This window comes from Achromobacter sp. FW305-C-30-7, assembly GCF_058783105.1.
Genome location: NZ_JBYSYI010000017.1, coordinates 25,347 through 51,089, shown reverse-complemented (window position 1 = coordinate 51,089; position 25,743 = coordinate 25,347). Strand labels below are relative to the sequence as shown.

Here is a 25,743-nt window from a genome sequence, read left to right as displayed (position 1 = left end):
CCCCCTCCCCCCCCCCCCCCCCCCCCCCCCCCCCCCCCCCCCCCCCCCCCCCCCCCCCCCCCCCCCCGGCTCAGCTCAAGCGGCGCCGCAGCCGGGCGGCAACCTGGTCCAGCAAGAACACGGTGATGAAGATCACGACGAGAATGGTCCCGACGTGGGCGTACTGGTACATGTCGTAGCGGCCTTTCAGCTCCTGCCCGATGCCGCCCGCGCCCACCAGGCCCACCACCGTGGCCATGCGCACGTTGCGGTCCAGGATGTACAGGGTGTAGCCGGTGAACTTGGGCATGACCTGCGGCAACACGGCATAGGCCAGCACGCGCGGCTTGCTGGCGCCGATCGCCGCCAGCGCCTCTTGCGGCTTGGTGTCGGCCGTCTCGATGTCCTCGGCGTAGAACTTGCCGAGGAAGCCCATCGAATGGATGGCCAACGCCAGCACCCCGGCAATCGGGCCGAAGCCGTAGGCCAGCACCAGGAACAGCGCGCAGATCAGTTCGGGCATGGCGCGGAACATGCTGACGATGGCCCGCGCCGCCACGTACAGCAGCCGGTTGGGCGCATAGTTGCGGGCGCTGCAATAGGCCAGCGGCACGCTGCCCAATACGGCCAGCAAGGTCGCCCAGATCGCGATCTCGAAGGTCTCCACCATCTTGACCGCCACCCGCCACAGATAGCCCAGCGGCTCGACCAGGTAGGTCTGCGTGGACACCTCGTCTTCCATCTTCAGCGTGTGCGGATTCAGCCGGCTCTCGGTCACCTGCAACGTTTCCACGCGCGCCAGCCACGGCAGCTTGTCCGGATCGAAGCCCTCGATGCGCGAGGTCTCGGTGCGATACGAGATTTGCAGCGGGAACAGGCTGTCGGCCAGGGCGCCCAGGCCGGACGTGACCTGGGACTGCTCCTTCAGGCCGACCGCGGCCAACGCGCCGTCCAGGGTCAGCGCCGCCATGCGGCCCATCTCGACCCGCTGGCCGATGTAGAGAAACAGCATCAGCGCGGCGATCACGATCAGCAGCGCACGAGCGCCATAGGGCGGATCCAGGCGCCATCCGGCGTTATCGGCCGTCGTCTTCAATGCGTGCGTATTCATTGCGCGCCTCCTGCCGACAACAGCGCGGGCCGGATCGGCCTGGCCGTGCGCGGCTCGGCATGGCCGCGGCCCGCAAGATCGACGGCAGCCATGCCGCTCTCCGACTGCGGGGCCTGATAGAGCGCACGGGCTGTGGCCTCATCGAACGCGCCGGCCGGCCCGTCGAACACCATGACGCCATGGCGCAAGGCCACGATGCGGTCGGCGAACTCCCGCGCCAGGTCGACCTGATGCAGACTGCACAGCACGGTGGCGCCGCGTTCCCGCGCCTGATTGCGCAACAGCGCCAGGATGTCGCGGCTGATGCGCGGATCCAGGCTGGCCACCGGCTCGTCGGCCAGCAGCAAGGCGGGCGTCAGCATGAAAGCGCGGGCGATGCCCACGCGCTGCTGCTGGCCGCCCGACAATTCGCTCACGCGGCGTTGCAGGTGTTCGGGCTGCAGGCCGACTTCGCGCACCAACCGGCAGGCGCGCTCGCGCAATTCCGCGGGAAAGCGCATCAGATAGGTACGCCATGCCGGCAGGCCGGGCAGCGCGCCCGACAGCACGTTGGTCGCCACCGTGGAGCGCGACACCAGGTTGAAGTGCTGATGCACCATGCCGATCCGGGGCCGTACCGCCGCCAGCGTCGACGGCTGCACCTGCGTGCCATCGACCCACACGTCGCCCTGGGTCGGCGTGGTCAGTCCGTTGGCCATGCGCAGCAAGGTCGATTTGCCCGCGCCCGAAGCGCCCAGGATCACGCAGAACTGACCGCGCGGCACCTGCAGCGACACCGAGTTCAGCGCCGTAGTGCCATCGGCGTAGCGCATGCCCACGGCGTCGTAGCGCAGCATGTCCATTCCGCTTGCTTCGGCGATCACCGCTGGGCCGCCTTCTGCAGGATTTCGCCCTTGATCTCATCGGTCAGCAGAGCCATCTTCGAAGCCGGGCCCGCGAACTGCGCCTCGGAGAACTCGGTATCGAAACGATCCAGCTTGGCGCCGCCGTAGCCGCGCACCATATCCGGCGTCACGCCGGGCGCCTGGTGCACCGTGGCAAAGGCCTGCTTGAGCGTGGTCTTCAGCGTCTCGGGCAGCTTGGTGTTCATGGCCAGCGGCGGATACGGGATGGGCTCGCTCTTGAAGATCACCTTCACGGACTTCGGATCCACCGCGCCCTGGCGCACGGCCTTGTCGAACGAGTCGAACGACAGCGCGGCCGCGTCGACCTGGCCTTGCACCAGCGCAGCCAGACTGCTGGCGTGGCTGCCGGTCAGTTGCAGCGCTGCCAGGTCCTTGGCCGGATCCATGCCGTCCTTGATCATGGAGGCCACCTGGAAGGTGAAGCTGGAGGCCGAGTTCACATCGCCAAACGCGGCGCGCTTGCCCTTCAGGTCGGCGAGCGTATTGATGGGCGAATCGGCCTTGGCGAACATCGCCGCGTAATAGGCGGACTCGCCCTTTTGCACGCCCACGGCCAGCAATTGCGCGCATTGGCGCTCATGCGCCTGCACGTAGGAAACCGGACCCAGGAACGCGACCTCGGCCAACTGGTTGCACATGCCTTCGACCACGGCGCCATAGGACTGGCCCACCGTTAGCTGGAAATGCAGGCCGGTGCTGCGCGTGATCGCGTTGAAGATCGGAGCGTAGTCGGCCTTGGTGCCCGATTCCGTGCCGCCATCGGCGGGGATGAGCAGCACGCGCAGCGGACGCTGCTGCGAACCATCGGCCAGGGACTGGGCTTGCGCGAGAGGCGCGGCGGCCAGCAGGGAAACGAGCGCCAGGGCAGGCGCGCAGGTGCGGATCTTCATTTCGTTGTTCCTAGTCTTGATGAGGTTGCTATCGGGGCGCAACGTGCTTGGCCCTGATTCCGGAACGCAGATTAGTCACCGCACATGACAGGCAAATGAAAATTTCTCAAATCAAAAAAATGAATTTTTGAATTTTGTTCAGATAGAATCACAGCCGCCGGGTACCCCGAATCACAGCGGACGCCCACTCCTTCAACCTTGCACGCGCTTCGACGCCCAACCGCCGATCCATGACCCGCATTGCCTGCACTCCCGTCTCCGACTCCCCCCAAGCCCCGACGGCCGAATCGCCCTGGACCGTCCGCTCGCGCGGACTGATCCTGGACCTGGACGGGACCTTGATACGCGGGCATGAGGTGATACCTGGCGCCAGCGAACTGCTGACCCGCTGGGCGGGGCGCTGCGTCATCGTGTCCAACAATTCCACCGATACCGCGGCGGGCCTGGCGCCACGCTTACGGGCAATGGGCCTGCCGGTAGAAGCCGACACGCTGGTCCTGGCCGGCGAGCAGGCCTTGCGCCATATCGCCCGCCAGCACCCTCGCGCCAGGCTGCTGCTCTGCGCCTCGGACGCGCTGCGGGCTTGCGCCGCAGGCCTGGGGCTGGCGCTGGTGGAGCGCGATGCGGACATCGTGCTGCTGGCGCGCGATCTCGCCTTCGGCTATGGAACGCTGCAGAGCCTGGCAAGGGAACTCGCCCGAGGCGCGGCATTGATGGTCAGCAACGGCGATCTCACCCACCCGGGCCCGCAAGGCGCCATCGTCCCGGAGACGGGCGCGCTGCTGCAGTCGGTGCTGGCCTGCGCGCCCGGTGTGCGCCCGCGCATACTCGGCAAGCCCGGGGCCATGCTGCTGGAGGAAGGATTGCGCCGGCTGGGCCTGACGCCAGCGGACACCACGGTCATCGGCGACAACGTGCGCACGGATGGCCTGGGCGCGGTGCGCCTGGGCTTGGGTTATCTGCTGGTTGGGAATGCGCCCTACGCGGATGCGCCGGACGTGGCCGGGCTGCTGGATAGCGCATGCCCGCGCAGGCATGCGCTGCCGGCGGGCATCGAAGGCGATCAGTAGCGCTTGTTCGACAGCACGTCGAAAGTGCTGCGCAGGGTAGAGACGGCCTTGTCGTAGTCGGACAGGGCCAGACAGGCGATGAGTGTGTCGATGATGGCCAATTGGGCCAGCCGGCTGGTCATCGCCTCGGTGCGGAATCGAGTCTCGCGCGACATGGTGTGCAGCACCACATCCGCGTGCTCCTGGATGGGCGATTTACCAAAATTGGTGATGCAAATGGTGCGCGCGCCGGCTTCTTTCGCCAGCCGCGTCGCCAGCACGGTTTCGTGCGTGCTGCCCGAGTGCGAAATAGTCAGCACGGCGACGTCCGGCCCGGTCAGCGATGCGCTGATGGCTTGCACGTGGGAATCGGTCACTGCCGTGGCATGCAGGCCGATGCGCAACATGCGGTAGTGCGCGTCGTGCGCGATCACGGCCGAGCTGCCGATGCCGTAGATTTCCACGCGGCGGGCGCGGCGGATCAGCTCCACCGCCGCCCTCAGCGCGGCCACGTCCAGCACCGATTCGGTTTCCTGCAGGGTCTGGATGTTGCTGTGGAAGATCTTGCTGACGACCTGCTCGGGCGTGTCCTTGGCGGCCAGGTCTTCGTGGATGTACTGCACGGGCTGCACGATCTGCTGCGCCAGCGCGATCTTCAGCTGTTGAAAGCCGGTGGCGCCCAGCAGCTTGCAGAAGCCCACCACGCTGCCTTCGCTGCATTGGGTGCGTTCCGCCACTTCACTGACCGACATGTGCACCACGTCCGCGGGATGGCGTATGACGAATTCGCCGATGCGCTGCGAGGCCGCCCCCATCGACGGCAACAGGCTCTGGATGCGCGCCAGCATGGCCTGGGGCGAGCCCCGCTGCGGATCGGCGGCGGACGGCGTTCGGGGGGAGCGTTTGGATGTGGCCATGGCGGGGTCTGGGGGACGGAAACCGGATGCGAAGGCAACGATACTCTACCCGCTGCCGGCGCGGCGATGGCGCATGCTACCGGCCGCTGATGACAGGAGGTTCGAGCCGCGCGCAGCGTCCATGAAAAAGGCCGGCATGATGCCGGCCTTTCCGTTTGCTGCGGCTTACTTCGCCGGCGTAGCGGGCGTTTCGGCCGGCTTGTCGCCTGCGGCCGGAGCGGCCGGGGTAGCGGGCGCGGCCGGCACCGAGGGTACCGACGCGTCGGGCTTGGCCGGAGCGGCGGGCACCGAAGCGGCGCCAGGGACCGAGGATGCACCGGCGGGAGCGGCAGGCGCCGCGCCCGGCACTTGCGGCACCGAACGGTCGGCCGGGAAGCTTTGCATCACGCCGGAATCGACGGCCGGGCCGCTGTTGCCCTTGTGGCTGACATAAGCCAGGCCAGCGGTGGACGCGAAGAAGACCACGGCGGCCCACTTGGTTGCGCGCGACAGGAAGTTCGCCGCGCCGGTGGCGCCGAACAGGCTGCCGGCCGAGCCGCTACCGAAAGCGGACCCCATGTCGGCGCCTTTGCCCTGCTGAAGCAGGACCAGGACGATGATAGCCAGCGCCGAGATCACTTGGACGGCCAGCAGGATTTTGAGCATCAAGGGCATTACAGACTCCGGAACGGAAACTTAGATAGCGGCGATTCGCAAAAATTCTTCGGCCACGAGCGACGCGCCGCCGACCAGGGCCCCGTCGATATCAGTCATGGCGAACAAACTGGCGGCATTGGCAGCCTTGACGCTGCCGCCGTACAACACTTGCACCTGCGCCGCGCCCAGCGCGCGCAGGGCGGCGCGGATCGCGCCATGGACTTCTTGCGCCTGCTCGGGGCTGGCGGTGCGGCCGGTGCCGATGGCCCAGACGGGCTCATAGGCCAGGACCATGCGCGAAACCGCCTCGGCGCCCAAAGCCAGCACGGGCTTCAACTGGCGTTCGATCACGGCCAGCGTGTTGCCGGCTTCGCGGTCGGCCAGGGACTCGCCCACGCACACGACCGGGGTCAGGCCGGCGGCCAGCGCGGCCTGGGCCTTGGCGGCGACGATTTCGTCGGTCTCGCCATGCAGCACGCGGCGCTCGGAATGGCCGGCCAGGGCCCAGCGGCAGCCGAATTCCTTCAGCATGGCGCCGGAGACTTCCCCGGTGTAGGCGCCCTTGTCATGGGCGCTGACGTCTTGCGCGCCCCACGACACGCTGCTGCCGGTCAGGGCCGACGCCGCCTGCGCGAGATAGGGAAACGGTACGCAGATGCCGATTTCGCAGTGGCTCGCAGCATCCGCGGCGCGCAGCTCGGTCAGCAACGCGGCGTTCTCGGCCAGGTTGCCGTGCATCTTCCAGTTGCCCAGCACGAGGCGGGCGCGGTTTTCGACTGAAGTCATGGCGAGGTATCTGTATCGGTTGGGCTGGGGCGAGCCAGAGGCTGCTTAGCAACCGCCCACAGGTCTGCCTGGAAAAAATTCCAGGCGAAACCCGTGATTGTATCCTGTTGCGGGGCGCTACGCCGGGCGCCCCCCCATTTCTTACATGGTCAGGATGATTTTGCCTATGTTTTCACCGCTTTCCATCATGGCATGGGCGCGCGAAGCCTCGGCCAGCGGGAAGGTGGCGTGCACGATGGGCTTGATGGCCCCTTTTTCCAGCAGGGGCCAAGCCTGCTCGCGCAACGCGCGGGCGATGGCCCCCTTGAAGGCGACCGGACGGGGACGCAAGGTGGAACCCGTGATGGTCAGGCGGCGGCGCATGACCTGGGCCGTATCGACATTGGCGTGCGCGCCGCCCAACTGGGCGATGATGACGATGCGGCCGTCGTCGGCCAGGCACTGCATGTCGCGGCCGATGTAATCGCCGGCCACCATGTCCAGGATCACGTCCACGCCGCGTCCGCCGGTGGCGTCCAGCACTTCCTTCACGAAATCCTCGGTCTTGTAGTTGATGCCGCGCTCGGCGCCCAGCGCTTCCACCGCACGGGCCCGGTCGTCGCTGCCGACCGTGGCGTAGACCTTGTGGCCCATGGCGCGGGCCAACTGGATGGCCGTGGTGCCGATGCCGCTGGCGCCGCCGTGCACCAGCAGGGCCTCGCCTTCGGAAAGGCGGCCGCGGTCGAACACGTTGCTCCAGACAGTGAAGTAGGTTTCCGGCAGGCCGGCGGCCTCGATGTCGGACAAGCCCTTGGGAATGGGCAGGCATTGCGCCGTGGGCGCAACACAGTATTCGGCGTAGCCGCCGCCCGCCACCAGGGCGCAGACCTTGTCGCCCAGCGCGTAGCCGCTGCCGGCCAGGTCGCCGCCAACGATCTCGCCGGCCACTTCCAGGCCCGGCAGGTCCGAGGCGCCGCGCGGCGGCGCGTAATTGCCTTTGCGCTGGAACACGTCGGGGCGGTTGACTCCCGCGGCGCTCACTTTGATCAGGACTTCACCCGCGCCGGTTTCCGGCGTGGGGCGTTCCACGGGGACCAGGACCTCGGGGCCACCAGGGCGAGAGATTTCTACGGCGTGCATCGCGTGCCTCCTTTGCAGCAAATAGATTATTATTGCGCCCTTTACGGCGTATCGTGTTCCCGCCCGGCAGATTGTTTGCCTGGTGGCCGGAACGCAGGACAATAGGCTGTCTGGGTGGCGTCCACACAGCAGCACTACCGGAAGCTTGGCAGAGTGGTCGATTGCACTGGTCTTGAAAACCAGCAACCCGTAAGGGTTCCAGGGTTCGAATCCCTGAGCTTCCGCCAATAGATACAAGGGCTTACCGCCACGGCACAGCCCCGCGACACCTGCACGCAACCGCGCCCAATAACCCGGGCGAGACGTACAGACCGATGCCGGCCCGTACCCGTCCACACACGATGGCCAGGCCGGACGCCCCGCTTACCTGAGTTTTTGATCGTCGGACCAATATCCGAAGCCGGTACACAACGTGGGATCGCCATTTTCCAGGCCCACGAGATCAATCATGTGCGGCCAATTCGCGTTGACCACGGTGCATTCAAGCTTGGGCGCCTTGACGACCAGCTTGTATCCGGCTTCATCGGACCAGTACGCGATACCGGAATCATTGCCGATACTTGTGCCGATATCTGCGGGCAGCCCCCAATCCCCCGACGCCGTTGATCTTGGATATTTTCCATGCTTTGCGTGGTACTGCTGGACGTCCTGATTGATCCGGGTGACTTCCCGCAAGCGGATCTGGAATGGCATGTTGCCTGCTCCAAAATTGCGCCGTTGTTCGGCAAGGCGACTCGCAACCGCGGCCGCCGCGGCTTCTGGATCGATCGGCTTAGTCTGCACATCCTTTTGGGTTATGAAGCCCAGCAGGCAGTCGCCGAGCGCCTCCGTTCTTTGCCTCGCCCCTTCAGCGTTTGCGTGGTACGAAGTGTCAAAACGATAGATGCTTGAGAATGTGGCCTGGACAGGATCGCAATTGAGCGGCGCTCCTGTGGCAGCCATTTGGTCACGGATTCTTCCGATCTTTCTCCAGGTATCGACCGAAGCGATTTCGGGGCCATTCCCTTCGAGCAAGACCGGAGACGTCACGAACAATCGCACGCCCTGCTCCTCGAAATAGGCCCGCCACCTTTCCAACTCCTCAGTCCATTTCGGATCCTGCTTTTCCGGGACGTGGAAAATGGACTTGTCCTTCCAGGTGGCAACGGCCATGGGCTCGCCGATATTGATGTCCCCATATTCATTCAATGCGCGATGTGTATAGTTTTCGTTTTTTTCCCGGTGGTCCCACGTGTACTGAAGCGACTCTTTGGTATAGAAATTCCAATACGATTCCGCCGAGTGGGGCAAATACAGATACGACTTTATGCCATCCACCCATCGACGCAAGGGCACGGACGAAAACACTTCGTACGTCACGCGCGGCGATAGCTCGACCGACCGGCTGAAATGGTGCAGGTAGTTTTCGTAGTCGAACTGATTGATTGCGATCCTGCTTCTGGTCTCCCACTCAAGCGGCGCAACCACAATATCGCCGCGCTTCACCTTGTTTCGGATCTGGGAAAAAAGAATATCTATGTGCAGCCCGGCGTGCAGCGAATAGTTTCTGACGTTGTAGCCCGTCTTTTCCGCCAGTAAACCGCTGGCGGTGGAAAACAAGGAATTCGAACCGCCGACCACGAAGATGGTGTTTTTCCCGTTGCCCTCTTGCTTCGCATACAACAGCTCTCGCATGCGGGCGACATTGCCGAACCATGTCTCGGTTTTGTTTCCAGGAACGGCGTAGCCAATCTGGACCGTAACGATCCTATAGCCGACCCACACCAGCGCGGACAACACGGAGACTGCAATGGCCACTCCAGCGAGGCTCTTAAAATTCGAAATAGATAAACGCATTTGCAGTATCCGGAGAAACAAAAGCAACCGACAGAATAACGATCAAGGCGATCAGCAGCGGGATCTCAATCAGCATCGCTGGACGCACTCGACGGGCCACATACGATATCGACAATCTCCTGGAATTCGGCGCCATGAAGCACAGGAGCGTGGCCATCAAAATGGCGGCAATTTCGAACAACTGTTGCGGCTTGTTGACCTTGGCGTCTATCACGTAGGACGGCACAACGAGATTGACGAGCCTCTGGGCTTCAACACCCAGCCCCACATTTGAAAAGTCAATCAGGGCGGCGTAATGCTGCAAGGCGCCGGAAAGCGATTCCGACCTGAAAAGTATCCAAGTCAGCATAACGAAAAGGAATACCAGCGACTGCTTCATCAGGACTGGGGCGGGGAACCCGAAAAAACGTACTGCGATGAGCGCCAGTCCATGGGCCACTCCCCAAAGAAGGAATGTCCAGTTGGCGCCATGCCACAATCCGCCCAGAGCCATCGTGATAAACAGGGCAAGCGCCATCCTGACGGCGCCACGGCGGTTCCCCCCCAGCGAAATATATAAATAGTCGCGCAGCCATTGCGACAACGTGATATGCCAGCGCCGCCAAAAGTCGCTCAGGCTTTTCGCCTTGTATGGAGAATTGAAGTTGTACGGCAGGCTGACGCCGAATATCCTCGCGACGCCAACCGCCATGTCGCTATACCCTGAAAAGTCGAAATAGATCTGCAGGGTGAAAGCGAACATCGCGACCCAGGCATCGTACGTGGTCATGGTCGACTGGTGCGAGAAGCCATTATTGGCGATCATGCCAAAATGGTCCCCGATCAACTTCTTGACCATGCCGAAGGCAAATATCGCCAGGCCGAACTTGATTGAACGGACGTTGAATCTCGGCCATTTTTCATAGCTTGCCGCGACCCTGCCGAAATGAGTGATCGGGCCTGCCACGAACTGAGGAAAAAATAGCTTGAACAATATGTATGTTCTGAAGCTGAACGACTCGACCTTACCCTTGTAGACATCAACCAAAAAAGCTATCTGCTGGAAAGTATAGAAACTTATGCCCAGAGGCAGCGCAATTCTCCAAGCCCAGGATGAATTTCCGTCAAACAAGGTTCTATCTGCCAATATCGAATACTTGAAGTATCCCAGCACGGCCAGATTTACGAAAATGGTCGAAAGCAGTAGCGTTTTGGACTTATGCTTCAGAAAATATGCCGCTACAAAATAATTGAGCAGCAAAGAAAAAAGCGCCACAACGACGCTTATTGCACTGAACGCATAGAGAAAGGCTATCGATGACGCGCTAGCTATCCATGGAAGAATCTTGGACAGGCCAAGACTCTTCATTGATATAACTATGAGTAGCAGCGGTAATAAAAAGATAAGGAGAAAATCAAGCTCAAAGAACAACATGTTATTTTTTTTGATAAAAAAAAAAGATTTTATCACTGCGAGATGCGCTAAGCCTACCCCCGACTCGCCTGGTTTGAGCGCCCCGACGACTCGATCCCGCCGTGTCCTACAGGCTGCCGTACGAATGCAGCCCCGACAGGAACATGTTGACGCCCAGGAAGGCAAAACTCGTCACAACCAGTCCGGCGAGCGCCCAATAGGCCGCCACTTCCCCCCGCAGCCCCTTGAGCAGCCGCATGTGCAGCCAGGCGGCGTAATTCAGCCACACAATCAGCGCCCAGGTTTCCTTGGGATCCCATTGCCAGTAAGCGCCCCAGGCGTCGGCCGCCCACAGCGCGCCCAGCACGGTGGCCACCGTGAAGAAGGCGAAGCCCAGGGCGATGGCCCGGTACATGATGTCCTCCAGCACCGCCAGGGACGGCAGCCTGCGGGCAATGGGACGGCGCAACGCCAGCACCGCGCCCACAAGCATGGCGCCGACGCCGAAGTACAGCATCCAGACCGGCGACAACCGGCGCGAGCCGAAGACCATCGGCTCGGCGCATAGCAGCGCCCCCAGCAGGAACACCGGAATCAGGCGCTTGCCCGCGGAGGTCTGCCCGTGCAGCTTGACCAGATAGGCAAAGCCCACCGCGCCCGCCAGCGCGAAAGTGCCGTAACCGACGAAGTTGGCCGGCACGTGCAGCTTCATCCACCAGCTCTGCAGCGCTGGAACCAGCGGCTGGATTTGATGGGCGCCGCGTGCGACCGAATACCAGGACAGGAACACGACCATCGAGGCGACCACCAGCATCACGAAGCCGCCCAGCGCCCGCGTCGCATAACGGGCCTCGTAGTAGAGATAGAACAGCGCCGTGACCAGCGCGAAGAAGACGAACACCTCGTACAAATTGCTGACCGGGATGTGTCCGACATCCGGTCCCAGCAGATGCCCTTCGCGCCAGCGCACCAGCAGGCCGGTCAGGCCCGCCCATACTCCGGCCCAGGTCAGGAGCGTTCCCAGCCAGGCGATCGCAGGCCGGGCCAGGCCCGCCCAATAGCAGACCGTGCCCAGCACGAACAGGCAGCTCATCCAGAGGATGGCGGACTGCGACGACAGCAGGTACTTGAGCAGGAAGACACTCTCGGCGCGCGCCAGGTCGCCCTGGAGCAGCCCAGCCCTGCCCGCGTACAGCCACACCGCCAGCAGCGCGCAGGCGCCGCTGGCCAGGACCAGAAGACGCAAGGGACGCCACAACCACCCCAGCCAGACCAGGGCGGGTACCGCGCCGACCAGCATCGCCTTCTCATAACCATTGAGGAACTGCCCGAAATCCGCCAGCGCGTAGACGCAGCCGGCGAGACACACCGCGAGGAACCCGGCATCCGCCCGATTCAAGCGCCTGCCTGGACGATCTTCGGCTTGCGAAACATCCGGCACGGACCGGCGGGAAGTCAACGGGACGGACCCGGCGGCGGTATGCGGCATCAAAGCATCTCCAGGCGTGGCAGTTCCGCCGGCAAGCGGACCGCGGAACATAGGGATCACAAATTTGTCATAGGACAAATTCATTCTAAGAACGGCCGGACCGGAATGCATAGCGATGCCGCCGCTCCCTGCGTTGCGCCGCCATCCCTACCGAAAATGCAGGAACCGTGCTAGACGCCGCCACAGCTAGCTTCCTCCCTGGACAGGCAGACCTCTGCCCGCCCGGGACTGGCCTCCTGCATCTGCCTGCAAGCGGCATGCACCCGCGCCATGGCCTGGGCGATTTCACCGGTTTCCAGGCCGGCATAACCGAACAGCAGATGCCTGGATTCCGCATCGTCGGCCGCGCTGGCGGCGGCCTGGGCCAGCGGGTACAGCCTCACGCCCTGCGCCAGCGCTGCCGCGGCGAGGATATCGGCGCCGGGGCTGTCCGCGGGCAGTTCGAAGGCCAGATGCATCCCCGAATTCTGTCCGCTTACCCGGCCCCGTCCGGCCCAGATCTTGCGGATGCCGCACAACAGCTCATCGCGCTGGGCCTGATAGCGCCTGCGCAGGGCTTGCAGGTGGCGCGCGAAACAGTTCTCGTCGAAGTAACGGGCCAGCACGGCCTGAGTCAGCCACGGACTGCCGTTGTTGAGCAACGCCTTGCGCTCGACGAAATCGTCGACCAGCGCGGGCGGGCAAACCATATATCCCAGCCTCAGCCCCGGTCCTAGCGTCTTGGAGAACGTGCCCAGGTAGACGACTTGGCGTGGGCTCATGGCGGCCAGGGGCATGGGCAGCACGGACTCATAGCAGAAGTCGCCGTCGTAGTCGTCTTCGATGATCAGCGCGCCACTGCGGCCGGCCCACTCGAGCAATCGCTGCCGCCTGGACAGGGACATGGCGTGGCCCAGGGGATATTGATGCGATGGCGTCACATAGGCGAGCCTGGCCGGTCCTTCCGGCAGCAGGTCGGCGCGCAATCCCTGCTCATCGACCGGAACGGGCGCCTCCTGCGCGCCATGGCGCCGCACCAGATTCCTGAAGCCCGCATAACAGGGGGACTCGAACACCGCCCTGCCGTTGCGGTCCAGGAAATGCGAGGCGATCAGGCTCAGGGCTTCCTGGCTACCGGCCGTGATCAGCACCTGCTCCGGCTCCACCTTCAACGCCTTGGCCGCCGACAGGTAATCGGCAATCTGGACGCGCAAGCCCCACAGGCCGGCCGGCGGCGCGTACTCGGCCATGGCGCTGCCCGCGTGCCGCAGCAACTGGTTCGACAGCGTGATGAACTGGCGCAAGGGAAAAGCGTGGACGGAAGGACGGCCGACCTTGAAGTCATAGCGCAAGGGCATGGATGGAGACTGGCCGCAGACGCCACTGGATTGCGCCTGGCTCACGGCATCGGCGTAGACCGGCGGACGATCCTGGACAAAATCCAGGCAACTCGGATTGATGACCAGGCTGCGGTTCAGCGTCACGAAATAGCCCCGGCTGGGCTTGCTCTCGATCAGACAGGAGTCGATCAGCAGCTCATACGCGCCCAGCACGGTGTTCTTCGATACCTGCAGCAGCGATGTGACATGCGGTTGATCGCCGGCAGCCTGTCCCCTTCCTGCAATCGTCCGGCGCGTATCAGCGTTTCGATCTGGTCGGCGATCTGCTGCTTGTAGGGTTTTGCATCCTGGCGGGATAGGGAAAGCGGTAATGAAAACATGGCGGACAACCACAGGAAAAAGATAGCGCCGGCCTTTCGAAGCGGCGCGGGCCGGCCACGCTCCGTTTCTTCTCACGGTAGTCCTCGGGCCATTCCTTTGTTTTGTCCTATGTCAAAAAAACGACTAGACCGTAACCATCGCGTGCGCGCAAGCCGTGCCTTATCGGCCCTGGGCCGCGGTGACACAGTGCAGGTGCCGGAGTTTCGGCAAGAACCTTACGGGAGAGATCGACATGCACACCAAGCTATTGAGCGCGGCCTTGCTGTTCCTCTCGGCCGGCGCCGCCTGGAGTGCGCCAACCGAGGAGTACCTCAAGGCGAATCAGCTGTTCCAGCAGAACTGCGCCGTCTGTCACGGCGCCGACCGCGGCGGCTACATCGCGCCGGGCCTGACCAGCGACCGCCTGGTCCAGAGCGAGGCGGCGCTGCGCGGCACCATCATGACCGGCATTCCCGACACCCTGATGCCGCCCTTCGTGGGCCGCTTGTCCGACGAGGAAATCCGCGCGCTCGCGCGTCTCATCAAGACTCAGGCCGCGGATGATCCGAAGTGGGGACTGGACCAGATCCGCGCCAGCGTGCAAGTCGTGGTCGACGAAACCACGCTGCCCGCCAAGCCGACCTATTCCATTGATACCGTATATGACCTGATGGTGGTCATGGCGCGCGGCAGATACGGGCGGGGCGACGCGGGCAACAATGCGCGCACCGTGTTCCTGGACGGCAAGACCAACAAGGTGGTCGGCGAGATCGCCACGCCGGTGGCGCCGCACATCATGGATTTCAGCCCCGTGGCTGAACGCTGGGCCTGGCTCAAGAGCGACGACGGCATGGTCTACAAGATCGACCTGTATACGCTTCAAATCGTGCGCCGCGCCAAGGTCGGCCTGACCGGCCCCGGCATCGCCTTGTCCAACGACGGCAAGTGGCTGGCCATCAGTTCGTTCGTGCCCAAGAGCGTCGCCATCCTGAAGGCGGACACGCTGGAACCGGTCAAGTACATGGACCTCGAAGGCGAGGATCCGGACGGCAAGTTCGTCAAGTCGGCCGGCGGCCCGGTGATCGGCAGCCGCATCAACAACAAATTCGCCCTGACGCTGCGCCAGGCGGGCCAGATCTGGATCATCGACCCCGACAAACCCGACATGCCCGTGACCAAGCTGACCAAGGTCGGCCGCATGCTGCACGACACCTTCCTCACGCCCGACGGCCGCTACTCCATGGTGGCGTCCTATGACGACAACAAAATCGTCGCCATCGACTTCAAGGACGACAAAGTGGTGCGCGACATTCCCGCGGGCTGCCAGCCGCACGTCGGCTCGGGCGCGGTGACCGAGGTCAATGGCCGCTTTCTGGCGTTCGGCACCAATATCGGCAGCTGCGACAAAGGATCCGTCGTCACCGTGTGGGACACCAAGGACTTCTCGGTGGTCAAGCAGATACCGGTGGCGGGCGCCACCGAATCGCCCGCGGCCCATCCGAACGCGCCCTACGTGGCGGTTGACATCGTCGACAAGGACAAGCGCGCGGCCTGGATCCAGCTGATCGACAAGAACACCCTGGAAGTGGCCAAGACGCTGGACGTGGGCGGGCATGCCTTCTTCCCCGATTACAACCGCACCGGCAACTACCTCTACGTCAGCTCGGGCTACTGGGGCGACCGCATCAAGATCTACGACAGCAAGACGCTGGAACTGGTGGCGGAGCACAAGATGGAAAGCCCCTCGGGCATCTTCTCCCGCGCCCGCACCCGCTGGCTGACCATCGGCCTGTCCGAAACGCGCAAATTCTGAAACCAGGAACACAGACATGAAACCGCTATTCCGCATCCTCGCGGCGCTGCTGCTGTCCCAGGCCGCCGTATACGCGCAGGCCGCCGGCGGGCAGCCTGCCCTGGTCGCAGGCGGCAACCCCGACACGCTCTCGCCCCACGTCTCTGCCATGCTGCCGCTGTGCGCGTCCTGCCATGGCGCGGACGGGATCAGCGCCGTCGGCCTGTACCCCAATCTTGCCGGGCAGAAGGTCGAGTACCTGGTGAAACAGCTCAATGCCTTCAAGGCGCGGGAACGCAACGACCCCGTCATGAGCTCCATGGCTGAACCCTTGAGTCCCGAGGCCATCCAGGAACTGGCCCAGTACTTCTCCAGCCGCAAGTAAGGGAGGATCCCCATGGACGCGCCATCCGCGATGCTCTTCCCGGTGTTCTTCAACCTGGCTGGACGGCGGGTGGTCGTGGCGGGCGGCGGGGCCGTGGCCGAACGCAAGGTCCGGCTGCTGCTCGGGGCGGGCGCCGCCATCGCCGTGGCAGCGCCCGCCCTGACGCCCTGGCTGCGCGAGGCCGTGGACCTGGGCAAGCTCCGGCACCTGCCGGCTGCATTCTCGCCTGCATGTCTGGACGGCGCCTGGCTGGCGGTGGCCGCGACTGATCACGGCCCCACGAACCAGGCCGTTGCCGCGGCAGCGCTTGCGCGCCGCATTCCCTGCAACGTGGTCGACGATCCGGCTCTTTCAACGATACAGGTGCCCGCCATCCTCGACCGCTCCCCGCTCGTTGTGGCGATTTCTTCAGGAGGTTGCGCCCCCGTGCTGGCGCGCCGCATCCGCGAGCGGCTCGAAGCGTTGCTCGACGAAAGCAGCGGCGATCTGGCACGGCTGGCGGCGCGCTACCGCAGCCGCATCGTTTCGCGCTTCCGCGACCTGGACCGGCGCCGCGACTTCTACGACTGGATGCTGGACGGTCCGCTGCCCTCCTTGCTGGCCGCCGGACACGGCAGGCAGGCTTGCCTGGCGCTCGAAGCCGCCATGCTGGCCGACGCCCCGCTCCGCACAGGAAGTGCCACGATACTGGCGGCCGCCGACGGTCCCGCCGACATGTTGACCCTGCGCGCCTTGCGCATGCTGAACCAGGCCGACCTGGTCGCGCACGTGCCGGCCGTCAACCCGGCCATCCTGGACAAGGCGAGGCGGGACGCGGCGAGGATCGAGCTGAAAGGCCCGGGCCTGCAGCCCGATCCGGCCATTGCCGCAGGCTCAGGGCCGGACTGGCTGGCCCGGCAGGTGCGAGCGGGCCAGCGCGCCGTGCTGCTGCTGGGTACGGCGCATGATCCGAAACTGCTGGCCCGGCGGATAACGGCTTGCGGCGTGGCGTGTACCGTGCTGTGAATCCCGTGCGCCCGGCAAGCGCTTCAATCAGGAACTTGCGTCACGGGCCGTGTCGCGGGAATCCCCGCCCGCCAGCGCAGCCGCCAGATAAGCCCGGCCTCGCTCGCTGAAGGACAGCGATGCCGCCGCCTGCTGGCCGGCATCGTCCATCTTGTTCCAGGTCTTCTGCAGCACCGCGACGACCTTGTCCGGATAGCGGTCGCAGAACTCCTCGTACTGATGTTCCAGGAACACCAGGCACAGCGCGTTTTCCATGCATTGCACGTCGGCATCGCGCTTGATGCCCTGCTTGCGCACGATCTTCAGCACCGCCTGCACTGTTTCCGCATCATGGCCTGCGCCTGCGAGCAATCTTGCGGCGATGCCCGCGTGATGCTCCTTGAGCGTATTGCGCCATTGCAGATAGCCCACCCTGCCGGACGGACAGGCCTCGCGCGGCACCTCCCAGCGGCCGATGTGCTGGCAGCGGGCTGCCAGGCGCAGGGCAGTGCCGGCCTGCGGCGCCAGCTTCAGCACCCAGCCGTGGAGGAATTGGGCATGCAGCCATTCGCGCGGCTGCATCGCGCCATCCCAGGCGGCCAGATTGGGATCGCGCCGGTTGTAGTCATCGAACAGCTGCAAGGCGCGCTGCAGTGCCGCATCCTCAGCGTCCGTCGGCATGGGCGGGAATTCCATTCAACACTCCAGTCTCGTCTTCAGTCAGATAGCAGCCAGGATCTTCGGCCCAGAGGTCGCCCGACTGCTTCTGCGCGCGGATACGCGTATTGCCGTTGCAAATATCCAGATAGGTGCAGCGGGCGCAGCGCCCCTTGACCGGCCGCGGCCGCAGCCGCAGCAGCTTGAGCAAGGGCTCGGCGGGATCCGACCATATTGCCGAGAAGGGCCGCAGGCGCACGTTTCCCAGAGTGTAGTGCCACCACATGGTGTCGGCGTGGACATTGCCACGGTTATCGATATTGGCGACATTGATGCCGCTGGCGTTGCCGCCCCACAGGCGCAGCTTGGCCTCGATGTGCGGCGCGCGCTGCGGGAAGCGGCGGCGCACCCAATGCAGGAAGAACACGCCGTCGGCATCGTTGTTGCCGGACGTGAATTCCTTGGGACGACCTGCCGCGGCATGTTCCAGGCACGTCTCGAAGATCCGCTCGATGGCCGCCCGCGTCATGCGATGGTGGCTGTCCTCGGCCCGGTTGCTGCCACCGCGCCCCGCGTAGTTCAGGTGCGAAAAGTAGAAGCGGGCTACGTTCTCGGCATCCAGCAAGGCGAGCAGCCCGGGCAGGTCGTCGGCATTGCCCTGGGTCATGGTGTAGCGGATGCCGACCTTCAAGCCACGGTCCCGGCACAGCCGGATGCCTTCGAGCGAGGCGTTGAATGCACCCGCTTCGCCGCGGAAACGGTCGTGCGTCGCGCCCAGGCCGTCCAGCGAAAGGCCCACGTAATCGAATCCGCAAGCGTCGATGGACTCGATGTTGTGCCGGTCTATCAGGGTGCCGTTGGACGAAAGGCCGACGTAGAAACCCATGGCCTTGGCCCTGCGCGCAATATCGAAGATGTCCGACCGCAGCAGCGGTTCCCCGCCAGACAAAATCAGCGCCCGTACGCCATAGGCGTGCAGATCGTCCATGACTTCGCAGATCTCGGCGTAGCTCAACTCGCCGGCGAAATCCTTGTCGACCGAAGCCGAATAGCAATGGCGACAATGCAGGTTGCAGCGCCGGATCAGGTTCCAGATCACCACGGGTCCGGCCGGATCTCGGCGCGGCGCCAGCGGCGTGGGCCGCAGCAGTTCGGAGACGAAGGCGGAAATGCGGAACATGCGGGATTCCTTGCTATGCGGCCGGCCCCTGGCCGTCTCTCAGGCGCAGGCCGGTCTTTTTCAGTATGGCCGAGGAAAACAGCACTTCCCGCGCACACAGAGCGCCCGGAAAGCGCGCGGCCAAGGCCTCGGCGATCTCAGCGATACGCATCCGCAACGCAGCGCAATCAGCGCCGTGCAGCATGGCGTAGAGGTTGTAGCGCCACAGCGGCGGGCGCCGGGGACGCCGATAGCAGTGGCTCACGTCCGCATGCTGGCCCAGCCAGGCCCCCACGGCGTCGACCTGGCCATCGTCCACGTCCCAGACCGTCATGCCGTTGGCCACGAATCCCAACGCGTAGTGGTTGGGCACCGCGCCGATGCGGCGGATCACGCCGCGCGCGAGCATGGAACGAAAACATGCCATCACCTCGGCTTCGGTGACGCCCAACTGCCTGGCCACGGCTCGATAGGGCTCCCGCTGTATCGGCAGCCCATCCTGGGTGGCACGAACCAGGGATAGCTCGAAGGGGGTAAGCCCGACGACATCCATCTCAAACCTCCAGCTTCATTTCAAGGAAGTACTCGCGCTCTTTCGGAAAGGCCAGCACGGGCAAGCCCGCCTCCTGTTCGATGGCGCGCAGGCTGGCAGCGATGTCCGCGGGATCAGCCGCCGCCAGCACGAACCACATGTTCAGCGCATGCTCGCGGCGATAGTTGTGCGCCACCTCGATCCGGCGGTTGACCTGTGCGACGACCTCATTCCATCGCGCTTGCGGCACGGCCATGGCCGCCAGGCAGTACGCGCCGCCGGCGCGCTCGATCTGGAAGAGCGGGCCGAAGCGGCTCAGCGCCCCGCACGCGCGCAAGCGGGCCAGGCGCGCGATCACGGCGTCCTCGTCCAGGCCCAGCGCCTGCGCGACGTCCGCGTACGGACGCGGGCTGATGGGAAAGCCGCCCTGCAGGCGGTTGATCAGCGCGCGGTCGGTATCGTCCAGCGCCTGCGGCGAACCTGCGGCAAGATCCTGGCGCCTATCCATGCATCGTCTCACTGGTTGCAATCCGCGCTCCGCGCTGCTTGAAGCACCGGGTGGAGAACAGCACCGCATGCGGCCATGCATCCAGTCCGATCCGGGCGGCTATGGCATCGCGCAGCGCCTGCACCGCGCGCCGCTCCTTGCCGTGGATCATGCAGAAAAGGTTGTAGGGCCATTGCGGCAAATGCCGGGCTCGCCGGTAGCAGAGCGTGACGCCCGGCTCGGCGGCCAGCAGCCGGCCCAGCGCATCCACCCGCGCGTCGTCGACGTTCCAGACACACATGGCATTTGCGCGAAAGCCAAGTTGGCGGTGCCTCAGCACTACGCCGAAGCGGCGGAACAGGCCATTGCGCTGCCATTGATCCAGGAAGCGCAGCACCGCCTCTTCATCCAGTCCGGCAAGGCATCCCAGGCGGCGATAGGGCTGCTCACAAAGCTCCAGGCCATCCTGCACGGCGAGCAGCAAGGACTCTTGCCCGCTGCCGGCGGGCGGCAGCCTGGCAGGCCTGCTGCGCCGCACCGGCGCCGCGCGACGCTGCGGCGTCCTCAGGCTGAATCCCAGGTCGATGTGGTACTCGGCCTCCATGGGCAAGGCCAACGGTTCGCAACCGGTGTCCTGCCCGATCCCCGCCAGCAGGCGCGCTAGCGCGCCGGGCGTACGGCAGGCGGCGACGAACCATAGATTCAGCAAATGCTCGCGCTCGTAGTTGTGATTGACCTGTTCAAGGCGGCTTACGTATGCCGCCACCTCGTCCAGGCGGTCGGCTGACACGTGCATGCCCACCAGTGCGCTGGCGAAGCAGGATTGATGCAGCACGGGGCCGATACGGCTCACCACGCCCTCGCGCTGCCACCCGCGAAAGCGCGCCAGCACCACGTCCTGGTCCTGGCCGACGCGCTCGCCCAGCAGGGCGTAGGGCCGCGATACCAGCGGAAAGCCACGCTGCCAGCCGTCCAGCAGACGCAAGTCGGAATCGGACGGTTCAGAAGCCAAGGCGACCGCTCCTGCTGGTGAAGAAAATGCCGCTGGGCTTGGCAATGTCCAGTGTGGCGCCGCGCTGCAAGGTCCGGGTGTCGTACACCACCACCTGATCGTCATCGCGCGCCGACAGCCAGACTGCCTCGCCGCGCGGCGTGAATTCCATATGCAGCACGCCGCGGCCGGGCGCCAGCGTCCGGACCACGGCCAGCGTCTCCGTGTCGATGACCTGCACCTGGCCGTTGTCGGGCACCGCGAAGTTGACCCATGCGCGGCGGCCGTCGGGCTGAGCCATGACGAATACCGGTTGTCCCAGCGTGGCGATGCGTCCGGTTTCCTGCCAGGTGGCGGTATCCACCACCAGCACCTCATGCCTGCCGATGGCCGGTAGGAACAGGCGTCCGCCCGCCGCGCTCCAGCCTCGCAAGTGGGGCATCTTGTAGACCGGCATCGGCTCCTCGCCGCGTCCATAGCCCTGCAGGATCTTGCGCACGCCCGCCTCTGGATGCCAGAGGTCCATCATGGCCAGGGCGTCCTCGCCGAACAGTCCGGCGATGTAATAGCGGCCGTCGGGCGTGACCAGCGCGTCGTAAGGCTGGCGGCCGGCCTGGTAGCGTTGCGTGACCGGGCGCGCCGGGTCCGTGAGATCCGTGATCCAGATCTCGCCTGCGTCGAACAGCGCATAGGCGAACTTCTGTCCAGGCAGGTCCGCCAGGCCGACCACCTTGGAGCGCTTGCCAGGCGCGTACTCGGCGGGCACCTCGCTGATCTGGCGCAGGGTCCGGGCGTCGAAGACCTTGATTCCACCTGGCGTGTAGTTCTGCGCCACGATCAGCGTCCCGTCCTGCGAGATGGCGCCGCCGATCGCATTGCCGGACTGGATGATCCGGCGGTCCACCCGCCCGCGCAGCAGATCCACCTTGGTAAGTCCGCCGTCGCGGCCGAAAACGTAGCCGTAGCGCCCGTCGCGAGAATAGGCGACGTGCGCATGGGAAAGATCCCCCAGTCCTGGGACGCGCGCCAGCCGGGTCTGTCCGGTGGTTTCGACGATGGAGACGGCGCCATCGGCGCGCTCGATCACCATGCCCAGGTCATTGGTGCCACGCGGATCGGTCGTTGCCGCGCAGCCGGACAGCGCCATGGCGGCCAGTGCAAGCAGGAAGCGCAGTTTCATGAGCCTTCTATTCCTCTGGAAAGCCTTTGAGCAGATTCGCGGCGATCCAGGCGGCCTCGTCGGGCGCTAGCATGCCCTGCCACCCGGGCATGGCGGTCCCGGGCAGGCCGCGCAGGATCGCGTATTCGAGATGGGCCGGCGGCTTGCCAGCCAGCGCTTCTGGCGTCAGCGCCGGACCCAGGCCGCCATTCAGGCGCAACCCATGGCAAGAACCGCAATCCTGGCGCACCAAGTGGACGAGCCGCTGCCGATCGGCGGGATCCATATCCGCCAGCGGCGGCGTCTGGCCTGCCGCCGCTGCCAACCAGGCACAACTCGCCAGCATCAGGCATGTCAGGCCGCGACCGGGGCGCATGGCTCGGTCGCGTCACGGAAAAGCCGCTGCCCGCCCCCGGCGCCGGACCATGCGCGCTGCGCCAGGCGCACCACATCGCCGACCACCAGCAGCGTGGGCGGCTTGAAGCCGGGCACCAGGAGCGGAATCTGACGCAAGGACGCGACCGTCCAGTCCTGGTTTTCGGTGGTTCCCGCATGGATCAGCGCGGCCGGCGTATCGCCGCCGCGCCCGTGCCGCTGCAAGGCCGCGACGATCTCGGCGGCGTTGGCCACCGCCATGTAGAACACCAGGGTACAGGTGGGGTCGGCCAGCGAGCTCCAGTCCAGCTCCAGGCCGGCATCGTCCCGCATATGTCCCGTGATGAGACGCACGCTGGCCGCCAGGCCCCGATGCGTCAGGGGTATGCCCAACGCCGCCGCGCAGCCGTTGGCGGCGCTGATTCCCGGCACGACCTCGACCCGCACGCCATGCCGGGACAGGAACAACAGTTCTTCGCCACCTCGGCCGAAAACGAACGGATCGCCACCCTTCAAGCGCACCACGCGGGCGCGCGACCTCGCCAACTCCAGCAGCAGCTGATTGATGTCTTCCTGACGATGCCGGCAGTCGCCCGCCATCTTGCCTACGTCATGGAACTGCGCGGCAGGATTGACGAGGGGTATGATGCCGGCGCCGACCAGCCTGTCGCACACCACGGCGTCGGCCTGTTGCAGCAGCCGCAAGGCGCGCAGCGTGAGCAACTCGGGATCGCCCGGACCGGCGCCAACCAGATAAACCGTTCCGCTCACTTCTCCCTCCCTGCAGCCGCGCTGCGAAAAATAAGGCTTCAGGAGGAAGTGTAGGTAGCGCGATGCCGATGCAGTAGGTACGGTCCACGCAAGCGCCATGGGTGTGCCGGCCGCAAGCGCGGCGTTTCCCTCGCGGTTCGCCGAATGCCGTCACAAGGCGTAGTATGGGTATAGCCGCTGTTCACGCTCCTAGGGCCGCGCGGACTCGCGCCGCCCTCCACACCCTCAGGAGGTCGTCATGTACAAGCACATACTCATCCCCATCGACGGTTCCGCACGGGCCTATGCCGGCCTGGCGCAAGGACTGGGCCTGGCCAGCGCCCTGGGCGCCAGCGTCACCGTGCTGACGGTGTACAGCGCCTTCCGCCCGACTTCCATGGAAACCGTGCATCTGGAAGGCGTGCACACGGAGTATGAACGCGAGGCCACGGAATCAGCCAGGTCGTACTTGTCGCAAGCCGCCGCGCAGGCCGATGCGGCGGGCGTGCCCTGCACCACCGAAATGCGTGAAAGCAACAACCCGGCGCAAACCATCATCGACGTCGCCATGACGCAAGGCTGCGACCTGATCGCCATGGCCTCGCGCGGCCACGGCGGGCTGGCGGCCGTGCTGCTGGGCAGCCAGACGCAAAAGGTAATGGCGCATTCGACGCTGCCGGTGATTGTCTACCGCTGAGGCGGGCGTCTCGCGCGTCCCAGCGCTATGCCGCGGCCAGTGCTCCGTAGGTCTTGGGAATGCCGGCGGCCGCCACGCCGCTGCGCAGATGTTCGTGCGGCAGTGCCGCTGCCAGCAAGGTGCGCGCCGCCAGCAGCCGCGGCAGATCGACGCCCGTCCGGTACCCCATGCTTTCCAGCATGAAGACCAGGTCTTCGGTGACGATGTTGCCCGACGCGCCGGGCGCGAAGGGACAGCCGCCCAGGCCGCCCAGGCAGGAATCAAAAGCGCGGATGCCCTCGTTCAGGCCGGCCAGCGCGTTGGCCAGGCCCAGCCCCATCGTGTCGTGCAGGTGCAGCTTGACCAGCCGCGCGCCCACGGCGTCCTGCGTGGCGCGCACCGCGTCGCGCACCAGTGCTGGATGGGCGTAGCCCACGGTATCGGCCAGCGCGATCTCATCGGCGCCCGCCAGCGCGGTGGCCGCGGCCACCTGCGCCACCCGACCCACCGGCACCACGCCTTCAAGAGAACAACCAAAGGCCGTGGCGACCGCTGCGTCGATGCGCATGGGCCGCGGCTGCGCCCGCGCCCAATCGACAATCGACGCCAGCACGTCCACCTGCGCGTCGGTGCCCTTGCCCACGTTGGCGCGGCTATGCGTGTCGCTGACCGAAACGGGAAACGATAGCGCGTGCGCGCCGGCCTCGTAGGCAGCGATGGCGCCCTTGAGGTTGCAGACCAGCGCGACCACGGTCAGGCCGTCGATCTTCAGGACTTCAGGCAGGACCGCGCCGGTATCGGCCATCTGCGGCACCAGCCGCGGCGACACAAAGCTGCCCGCCTCGATCTCGCGCAGGCCGGCGTCGGCCAGCTGCCGGATCCAGCGCAGCTTGTCGGCCGCCGACATCATGCCCTTGGCCATTTGCAGCCCGTCGCGCGGACCCACTTCGCAAAGCCTGATTTCCTGGTTCATGTGCTGTCCTATCCTGTTTACTGCTGCACCACGATGCCCGCGCTCTCGATGGTCTGGCGCGCCTTGCCGATGTCCGACTGGATCAGCGCGGCGAACTGCTCGGTGGATACTGGATCGGTTTCCAGTCCCTGCATCGCCAGCGCCTCCTGCACGTCCTTGCGCGCCAACAGCTTGTTGAAGTCGCTGTTCAGGCGCGACACGATGGCCGGCGGCGTTTTGGCCGGGGCCAGCACGCCGTAATAGGTCACCACGCTGAAATCCTTGTAGCCCAGCTCCGCCACCGTGGGCACTTCCGGCAGCGCCGGGTTGCGCTTGGGCGAAGTCACCGCCAGCGCGCGCACCTTGCCAGACTTGATAAGCGTGGCCGCCGACGAGATCGAGGAACCCGCGAACTGCAAATGCCCGCCCATGAGGTCCGCCAGCGCCGGCGCCGAGCCCTTGTACGGCACGTGCTGCATCTTGAAGCCGGCCGCATGCTGCAGCATTTCGATAGCGATGTGCACGCCCCCGCCCGTGCCCGAGGTGCCGTAGGAGATCTTGTTGGGATCCTTCTTCGCGGCGTCGATGACTTCGGGCAAGGTCTTGTATGGCGAGTTCTCCGACACCAGCAGCACCATCGGCGTGGTGGCCACCAGCGCCACCGGGGCCAGGTCCTTGACCGGGTCGTACGCCACCTTCATCAGCAGCGGAATCAAGGTGACGTTGTCGGACTGGCCGATCACCAGGTCATAGCCCTGCGCCGGCGAACGCGCGGCCTCGGCCAGACCCAGCGCCGTGCCCGCGCCCGGCTTGTTCTCGGGGATGACCGACCAGCCGTTGAGTTCATGCAGCTTGGTGCTCATCAGGCGCCCGATATAGTCGGTGCCTCCGCCCGGCGTGGACGGGATGATGATGCGGATGGGCTTGCTGGGGTAGTCCTGGGCGTGTGCGGTACAGGCGGCGGCCAGCGCAGCCACCGCGAATAGTTTGCGGATCATCTTGTCTCCTCTTGGATGAATGTCTTGGCGGTCTGCGCCGCCTCGACCGATATCGGG

The 25,743-nt window shown here is 65.2% G+C and carries 26 protein-coding genes and 1 tRNA gene; 6 read left to right on the top strand and 21 right to left on the bottom strand.

Annotation, left to right across the window (positions count from 1 at the left end; all coding sequences use genetic code 11):
* Positions 1 to 70: 70 nt before the first annotated feature.
* From phnE to AC3WOB_RS31025, 3 genes are read right to left on the bottom strand one after another with little or no spacing between them, the layout of a single operon-like run.
* Positions 71 to 1,090, bottom strand: coding sequence for a phosphonate ABC transporter, permease protein PhnE (gene phnE, locus AC3WOB_RS31035; protein ID WP_492277185.1), 1,020 nt, complete (start codon positions 1,088 to 1,090; stop codon positions 71 to 73).
* Entirely contained in the window at positions 1,087 to 1,926 is an 840-nt protein-coding gene (locus AC3WOB_RS31030; RefSeq protein WP_492277184.1) for a phosphonate ABC transporter ATP-binding protein, read from the bottom strand. Before AC3WOB_RS31030 ends, phnE begins: the two co-directional genes overlap by 4 nt.
* A 23-nt stretch (positions 1,927 to 1,949) precedes the next feature.
* Positions 1,950 to 2,885, bottom strand: a complete 936-nt coding sequence (locus AC3WOB_RS31025; protein ID WP_492277183.1) for a phosphate/phosphite/phosphonate ABC transporter substrate-binding protein — start codon at positions 2,883 to 2,885, stop codon at positions 1,950 to 1,952.
* A 230-nt stretch (positions 2,886 to 3,115) separates the two neighbouring features.
* Here AC3WOB_RS31025 and AC3WOB_RS31020 point away from each other — a divergent pair, with 230 nt between their 5' ends.
* Positions 3,116 to 3,955 (top strand): HAD-IIA family hydrolase, encoded by an 840-nt coding sequence (locus AC3WOB_RS31020; protein WP_492277182.1) that lies wholly within the window; start codon positions 3,116 to 3,118, stop codon positions 3,953 to 3,955.
* Here AC3WOB_RS31020 and AC3WOB_RS31015 read toward each other — a convergent pair.
* The 4 genes from AC3WOB_RS31015 to AC3WOB_RS31000 all read right to left on the bottom strand — a co-directional run bounded on the left by AC3WOB_RS31015 (position 3,949) and on the right by AC3WOB_RS31000 (position 7,392).
* Positions 3,949 to 4,851, bottom strand: a complete 903-nt coding sequence (locus tag AC3WOB_RS31015; protein ID WP_492277181.1) for a MurR/RpiR family transcriptional regulator — start codon at positions 4,849 to 4,851, stop codon at positions 3,949 to 3,951. The genes AC3WOB_RS31020 and AC3WOB_RS31015 overlap by 7 nt on opposite strands.
* Before the next feature lie 165 nt (positions 4,852 to 5,016).
* On the bottom strand, positions 5,017 to 5,505 hold the full coding sequence (gene secG, locus AC3WOB_RS31010) for a preprotein translocase subunit SecG (RefSeq protein ID WP_492277180.1): 489 nt from the start codon (positions 5,503 to 5,505) through the stop codon (positions 5,017 to 5,019).
* A 21-nt stretch (positions 5,506 to 5,526) separates the two neighbouring features.
* On the bottom strand, positions 5,527 to 6,273 hold the full coding sequence (tpiA, locus tag AC3WOB_RS31005; RefSeq protein ID WP_492277179.1) for a triose-phosphate isomerase: 747 nt from the start codon (positions 6,271 to 6,273) through the stop codon (positions 5,527 to 5,529).
* Between the two features lie 141 nt (positions 6,274 to 6,414).
* Complete coding sequence (locus tag AC3WOB_RS31000) at positions 6,415 to 7,392, bottom strand: NAD(P)H-quinone oxidoreductase (protein ID WP_207468680.1); 978 nt, start codon at positions 7,390 to 7,392, stop codon at positions 6,415 to 6,417.
* A 139-nt stretch (positions 7,393 to 7,531) separates the two neighbouring features.
* On the opposite strand from AC3WOB_RS31000, the gene AC3WOB_RS30995 reads away from it, so the two are divergent.
* Positions 7,532 to 7,619 (top strand) — tRNA-Ser (locus AC3WOB_RS30995).
* 136 nt (positions 7,620 to 7,755) lie between these two features.
* Here AC3WOB_RS30995 and AC3WOB_RS30990 read toward each other — a convergent pair.
* The 4 genes from AC3WOB_RS30990 to pdxR form a co-directional block, all read right to left on the bottom strand.
* The gene (locus AC3WOB_RS30990) at positions 7,756 to 9,228 is read right to left on the bottom strand and encodes a hypothetical protein (protein ID WP_492277178.1); all 1,473 of its coding nucleotides are present in this window, start codon (positions 9,226 to 9,228) and stop codon (positions 7,756 to 7,758) included.
* Entirely contained in the window at positions 9,203 to 10,642 is a 1,440-nt protein-coding gene (locus AC3WOB_RS30985; protein ID WP_492277177.1) for an MBOAT family O-acyltransferase, read from the bottom strand. The genes AC3WOB_RS30990 and AC3WOB_RS30985 overlap by 26 nt, the downstream gene beginning before the upstream one ends.
* Before the next feature lie 106 nt (positions 10,643 to 10,748).
* Positions 10,749 to 12,110 carry a c-type cytochrome biogenesis protein CcsB gene (gene ccsB, locus AC3WOB_RS30980; protein WP_492277176.1) on the bottom strand — a complete coding sequence of 454 codons (1,362 nt, stop codon included), beginning with the start codon at positions 12,108 to 12,110 and terminating at the stop codon, positions 10,749 to 10,751.
* A gap of 170 nt (positions 12,111 to 12,280) precedes the next feature.
* Positions 12,281 to 13,642 carry a MocR-like pyridoxine biosynthesis transcription factor PdxR gene (pdxR, locus tag AC3WOB_RS30975; protein ID WP_492277175.1) on the bottom strand — a complete coding sequence of 454 codons (1,362 nt, stop codon included), beginning with the start codon at positions 13,640 to 13,642 and terminating at the stop codon, positions 12,281 to 12,283.
* Positions 13,643 to 14,042: 400 nt separating this feature from the next.
* Between pdxR and AC3WOB_RS30970 the strand changes: the two genes are divergently transcribed.
* The 3 genes from AC3WOB_RS30970 to AC3WOB_RS30960 are packed head-to-tail and all read left to right on the top strand — an operon-like array spanning position 14,043 to position 16,971.
* Positions 14,043 to 15,602 carry a cytochrome D1 domain-containing protein gene (locus AC3WOB_RS30970; protein WP_492277174.1) on the top strand — a complete coding sequence of 520 codons (1,560 nt, stop codon included), beginning with the start codon at positions 14,043 to 14,045 and terminating at the stop codon, positions 15,600 to 15,602.
* A gap of 16 nt (positions 15,603 to 15,618) precedes the next feature.
* The gene (locus tag AC3WOB_RS30965) at positions 15,619 to 15,966 is read left to right on the top strand and encodes a c-type cytochrome (RefSeq protein WP_492277173.1); all 348 of its coding nucleotides are present in this window, start codon (positions 15,619 to 15,621) and stop codon (positions 15,964 to 15,966) included.
* 12 nt (positions 15,967 to 15,978) lie between these two features.
* Entirely contained in the window at positions 15,979 to 16,971 is a 993-nt protein-coding gene (locus AC3WOB_RS30960; protein WP_492277172.1) for a precorrin-2 dehydrogenase/sirohydrochlorin ferrochelatase family protein, read from the top strand.
* A 27-nt stretch (positions 16,972 to 16,998) separates the two neighbouring features.
* Here AC3WOB_RS30960 and AC3WOB_RS30955 read toward each other — a convergent pair whose 3' ends face one another.
* Genes AC3WOB_RS30955 through cobA form a run of 8 tightly spaced genes read right to left on the bottom strand, consistent with a single transcriptional unit; the run spans position 16,999 to position 23,081 of the window.
* Positions 16,999 to 17,631: a DUF4202 domain-containing protein gene (locus AC3WOB_RS30955; RefSeq protein WP_492277171.1), complete on the bottom strand. Its 633-nt coding sequence runs from the start codon at positions 17,629 to 17,631 to the stop codon at positions 16,999 to 17,001.
* Positions 17,615 to 18,787, bottom strand: a complete 1,173-nt coding sequence (nirJ, locus tag AC3WOB_RS30950; protein WP_492277170.1) for a heme d1 biosynthesis radical SAM protein NirJ — start codon at positions 18,785 to 18,787, stop codon at positions 17,615 to 17,617. The genes AC3WOB_RS30955 and nirJ overlap by 17 nt, the downstream gene beginning before the upstream one ends.
* A 13-nt stretch (positions 18,788 to 18,800) precedes the next feature.
* On the bottom strand, positions 18,801 to 19,319 hold the full coding sequence (gene ahbB, locus AC3WOB_RS30945; RefSeq protein WP_492277169.1) for a siroheme decarboxylase subunit beta: 519 nt from the start codon (positions 19,317 to 19,319) through the stop codon (positions 18,801 to 18,803).
* Between the two features lies 1 nt (position 19,320).
* Positions 19,321 to 19,806, bottom strand: coding sequence for an Lrp/AsnC family transcriptional regulator (locus AC3WOB_RS30940; protein ID WP_492277168.1), 486 nt, complete (start codon positions 19,804 to 19,806; stop codon positions 19,321 to 19,323).
* On the bottom strand, positions 19,799 to 20,797 hold the full coding sequence (ahbB, locus tag AC3WOB_RS30935; RefSeq protein WP_492277167.1) for a siroheme decarboxylase subunit beta: 999 nt from the start codon (positions 20,795 to 20,797) through the stop codon (positions 19,799 to 19,801). The genes AC3WOB_RS30940 and ahbB (AC3WOB_RS30935) overlap by 8 nt, the downstream gene beginning before the upstream one ends.
* A complete protein-coding gene (locus AC3WOB_RS30930; protein WP_492277166.1) occupies positions 20,787 to 21,956 on the bottom strand; it encodes a cytochrome D1 domain-containing protein in 1,170 nt (389 codons plus the stop codon). The genes ahbB (AC3WOB_RS30935) and AC3WOB_RS30930 overlap by 11 nt, the downstream gene beginning before the upstream one ends.
* 7 nt (positions 21,957 to 21,963) lie before the next feature.
* Positions 21,964 to 22,311, bottom strand: coding sequence for a c-type cytochrome (locus AC3WOB_RS30925; RefSeq protein ID WP_492277165.1), 348 nt, complete (start codon positions 22,309 to 22,311; stop codon positions 21,964 to 21,966).
* Positions 22,290 to 23,081, bottom strand: coding sequence for a uroporphyrinogen-III C-methyltransferase (gene cobA / locus AC3WOB_RS30920; RefSeq protein ID WP_492277164.1), 792 nt, complete (start codon positions 23,079 to 23,081; stop codon positions 22,290 to 22,292). The genes AC3WOB_RS30925 and cobA overlap by 22 nt, the downstream gene beginning before the upstream one ends.
* A 238-nt stretch (positions 23,082 to 23,319) precedes the next feature.
* Here cobA and AC3WOB_RS30915 point away from each other — a divergent pair, with 238 nt between their 5' ends.
* Positions 23,320 to 23,757 (top strand): universal stress protein, encoded by a 438-nt coding sequence (locus AC3WOB_RS30915; protein ID WP_013391945.1) that lies wholly within the window; start codon positions 23,320 to 23,322, stop codon positions 23,755 to 23,757.
* A 25-nt stretch (positions 23,758 to 23,782) separates the two neighbouring features.
* Here AC3WOB_RS30915 and AC3WOB_RS30910 read toward each other — a convergent pair whose 3' ends face one another.
* Both AC3WOB_RS30910 and AC3WOB_RS30905 read right to left on the bottom strand, forming a co-directional pair.
* Complete coding sequence (locus AC3WOB_RS30910; RefSeq protein ID WP_492277163.1) at positions 23,783 to 24,709, bottom strand: hydroxymethylglutaryl-CoA lyase; 927 nt, start codon at positions 24,707 to 24,709, stop codon at positions 23,783 to 23,785.
* A 17-nt stretch (positions 24,710 to 24,726) separates the two neighbouring features.
* Positions 24,727 to 25,686: a Bug family tripartite tricarboxylate transporter substrate binding protein gene (locus AC3WOB_RS30905; protein ID WP_492277162.1), complete on the bottom strand. Its 960-nt coding sequence runs from the start codon at positions 25,684 to 25,686 to the stop codon at positions 24,727 to 24,729.
* Between the last annotated feature and the right edge of the window lie 57 nt (positions 25,687 to 25,743).

Bases quoted from the DNA above. Each gene is read 5' to 3' on its own strand.
- phnE (WP_492277185.1), bottom strand. From the start codon at position 1,090: ATGAATACGCACGCATTGAAGACGACGGCCGATAACGCCGGATGGCGC.
- AC3WOB_RS31030 (WP_492277184.1), bottom strand. From the start codon at position 1,926: ATGCTGCGCTACGACGCCGTGGGCATGCGCTACGCCGATGGCACTACG.
- AC3WOB_RS31025 (WP_492277183.1), bottom strand. From the start codon at position 2,885: ATGAAGATCCGCACCTGCGCGCCTGCCCTGGCGCTCGTTTCCCTGCTG.
- AC3WOB_RS31020 (WP_492277182.1), top strand. From the start codon at position 3,116: ATGACCCGCATTGCCTGCACTCCCGTCTCCGACTCCCCCCAAGCCCCG.
- AC3WOB_RS31015 (WP_492277181.1), bottom strand. From the start codon at position 4,851: ATGGCCACATCCAAACGCTCCCCCCGAACGCCGTCCGCCGCCGATCCG.
- secG (WP_492277180.1), bottom strand. From the start codon at position 5,505: ATGCCCTTGATGCTCAAAATCCTGCTGGCCGTCCAAGTGATCTCGGCG.
- tpiA (WP_492277179.1), bottom strand. From the start codon at position 6,273: ATGACTTCAGTCGAAAACCGCGCCCGCCTCGTGCTGGGCAACTGGAAG.
- AC3WOB_RS31000 (WP_207468680.1), bottom strand. From the start codon at position 7,392: ATGCACGCCGTAGAAATCTCTCGCCCTGGTGGCCCCGAGGTCCTGGTC.
- AC3WOB_RS30990 (WP_492277178.1), bottom strand. From the start codon at position 9,228: ATGCGTTTATCTATTTCGAATTTTAAGAGCCTCGCTGGAGTGGCCATT.
- AC3WOB_RS30985 (WP_492277177.1), bottom strand. From the start codon at position 10,642: ATGTTGTTCTTTGAGCTTGATTTTCTCCTTATCTTTTTATTACCGCTG.
- ccsB (WP_492277176.1), bottom strand. From the start codon at position 12,110: ATGCCGCATACCGCCGCCGGGTCCGTCCCGTTGACTTCCCGCCGGTCC.
- AC3WOB_RS30970 (WP_492277174.1), top strand. From the start codon at position 14,043: ATGCACACCAAGCTATTGAGCGCGGCCTTGCTGTTCCTCTCGGCCGGC.
- AC3WOB_RS30965 (WP_492277173.1), top strand. From the start codon at position 15,619: ATGAAACCGCTATTCCGCATCCTCGCGGCGCTGCTGCTGTCCCAGGCC.
- AC3WOB_RS30960 (WP_492277172.1), top strand. From the start codon at position 15,979: ATGGACGCGCCATCCGCGATGCTCTTCCCGGTGTTCTTCAACCTGGCT.
- AC3WOB_RS30955 (WP_492277171.1), bottom strand. From the start codon at position 17,631: ATGCCGACGGACGCTGAGGATGCGGCACTGCAGCGCGCCTTGCAGCTG.
- nirJ (WP_492277170.1), bottom strand. From the start codon at position 18,787: ATGTTCCGCATTTCCGCCTTCGTCTCCGAACTGCTGCGGCCCACGCCG.
- ahbB (WP_492277169.1), bottom strand. From the start codon at position 19,319: ATGGATGTCGTCGGGCTTACCCCCTTCGAGCTATCCCTGGTTCGTGCC.
- AC3WOB_RS30940 (WP_492277168.1), bottom strand. From the start codon at position 19,806: ATGGATAGGCGCCAGGATCTTGCCGCAGGTTCGCCGCAGGCGCTGGAC.
- AC3WOB_RS30930 (WP_492277166.1), bottom strand. From the start codon at position 21,956: ATGAAACTGCGCTTCCTGCTTGCACTGGCCGCCATGGCGCTGTCCGGC.
- AC3WOB_RS30925 (WP_492277165.1), bottom strand. From the start codon at position 22,311: ATGCGCCCCGGTCGCGGCCTGACATGCCTGATGCTGGCGAGTTGTGCC.
- AC3WOB_RS30915 (WP_013391945.1), top strand. From the start codon at position 23,320: ATGTACAAGCACATACTCATCCCCATCGACGGTTCCGCACGGGCCTAT.
- AC3WOB_RS30910 (WP_492277163.1), bottom strand. From the start codon at position 24,709: ATGAACCAGGAAATCAGGCTTTGCGAAGTGGGTCCGCGCGACGGGCTG.
- AC3WOB_RS30905 (WP_492277162.1), bottom strand. From the start codon at position 25,686: ATGATCCGCAAACTATTCGCGGTGGCTGCGCTGGCCGCCGCCTGTACC.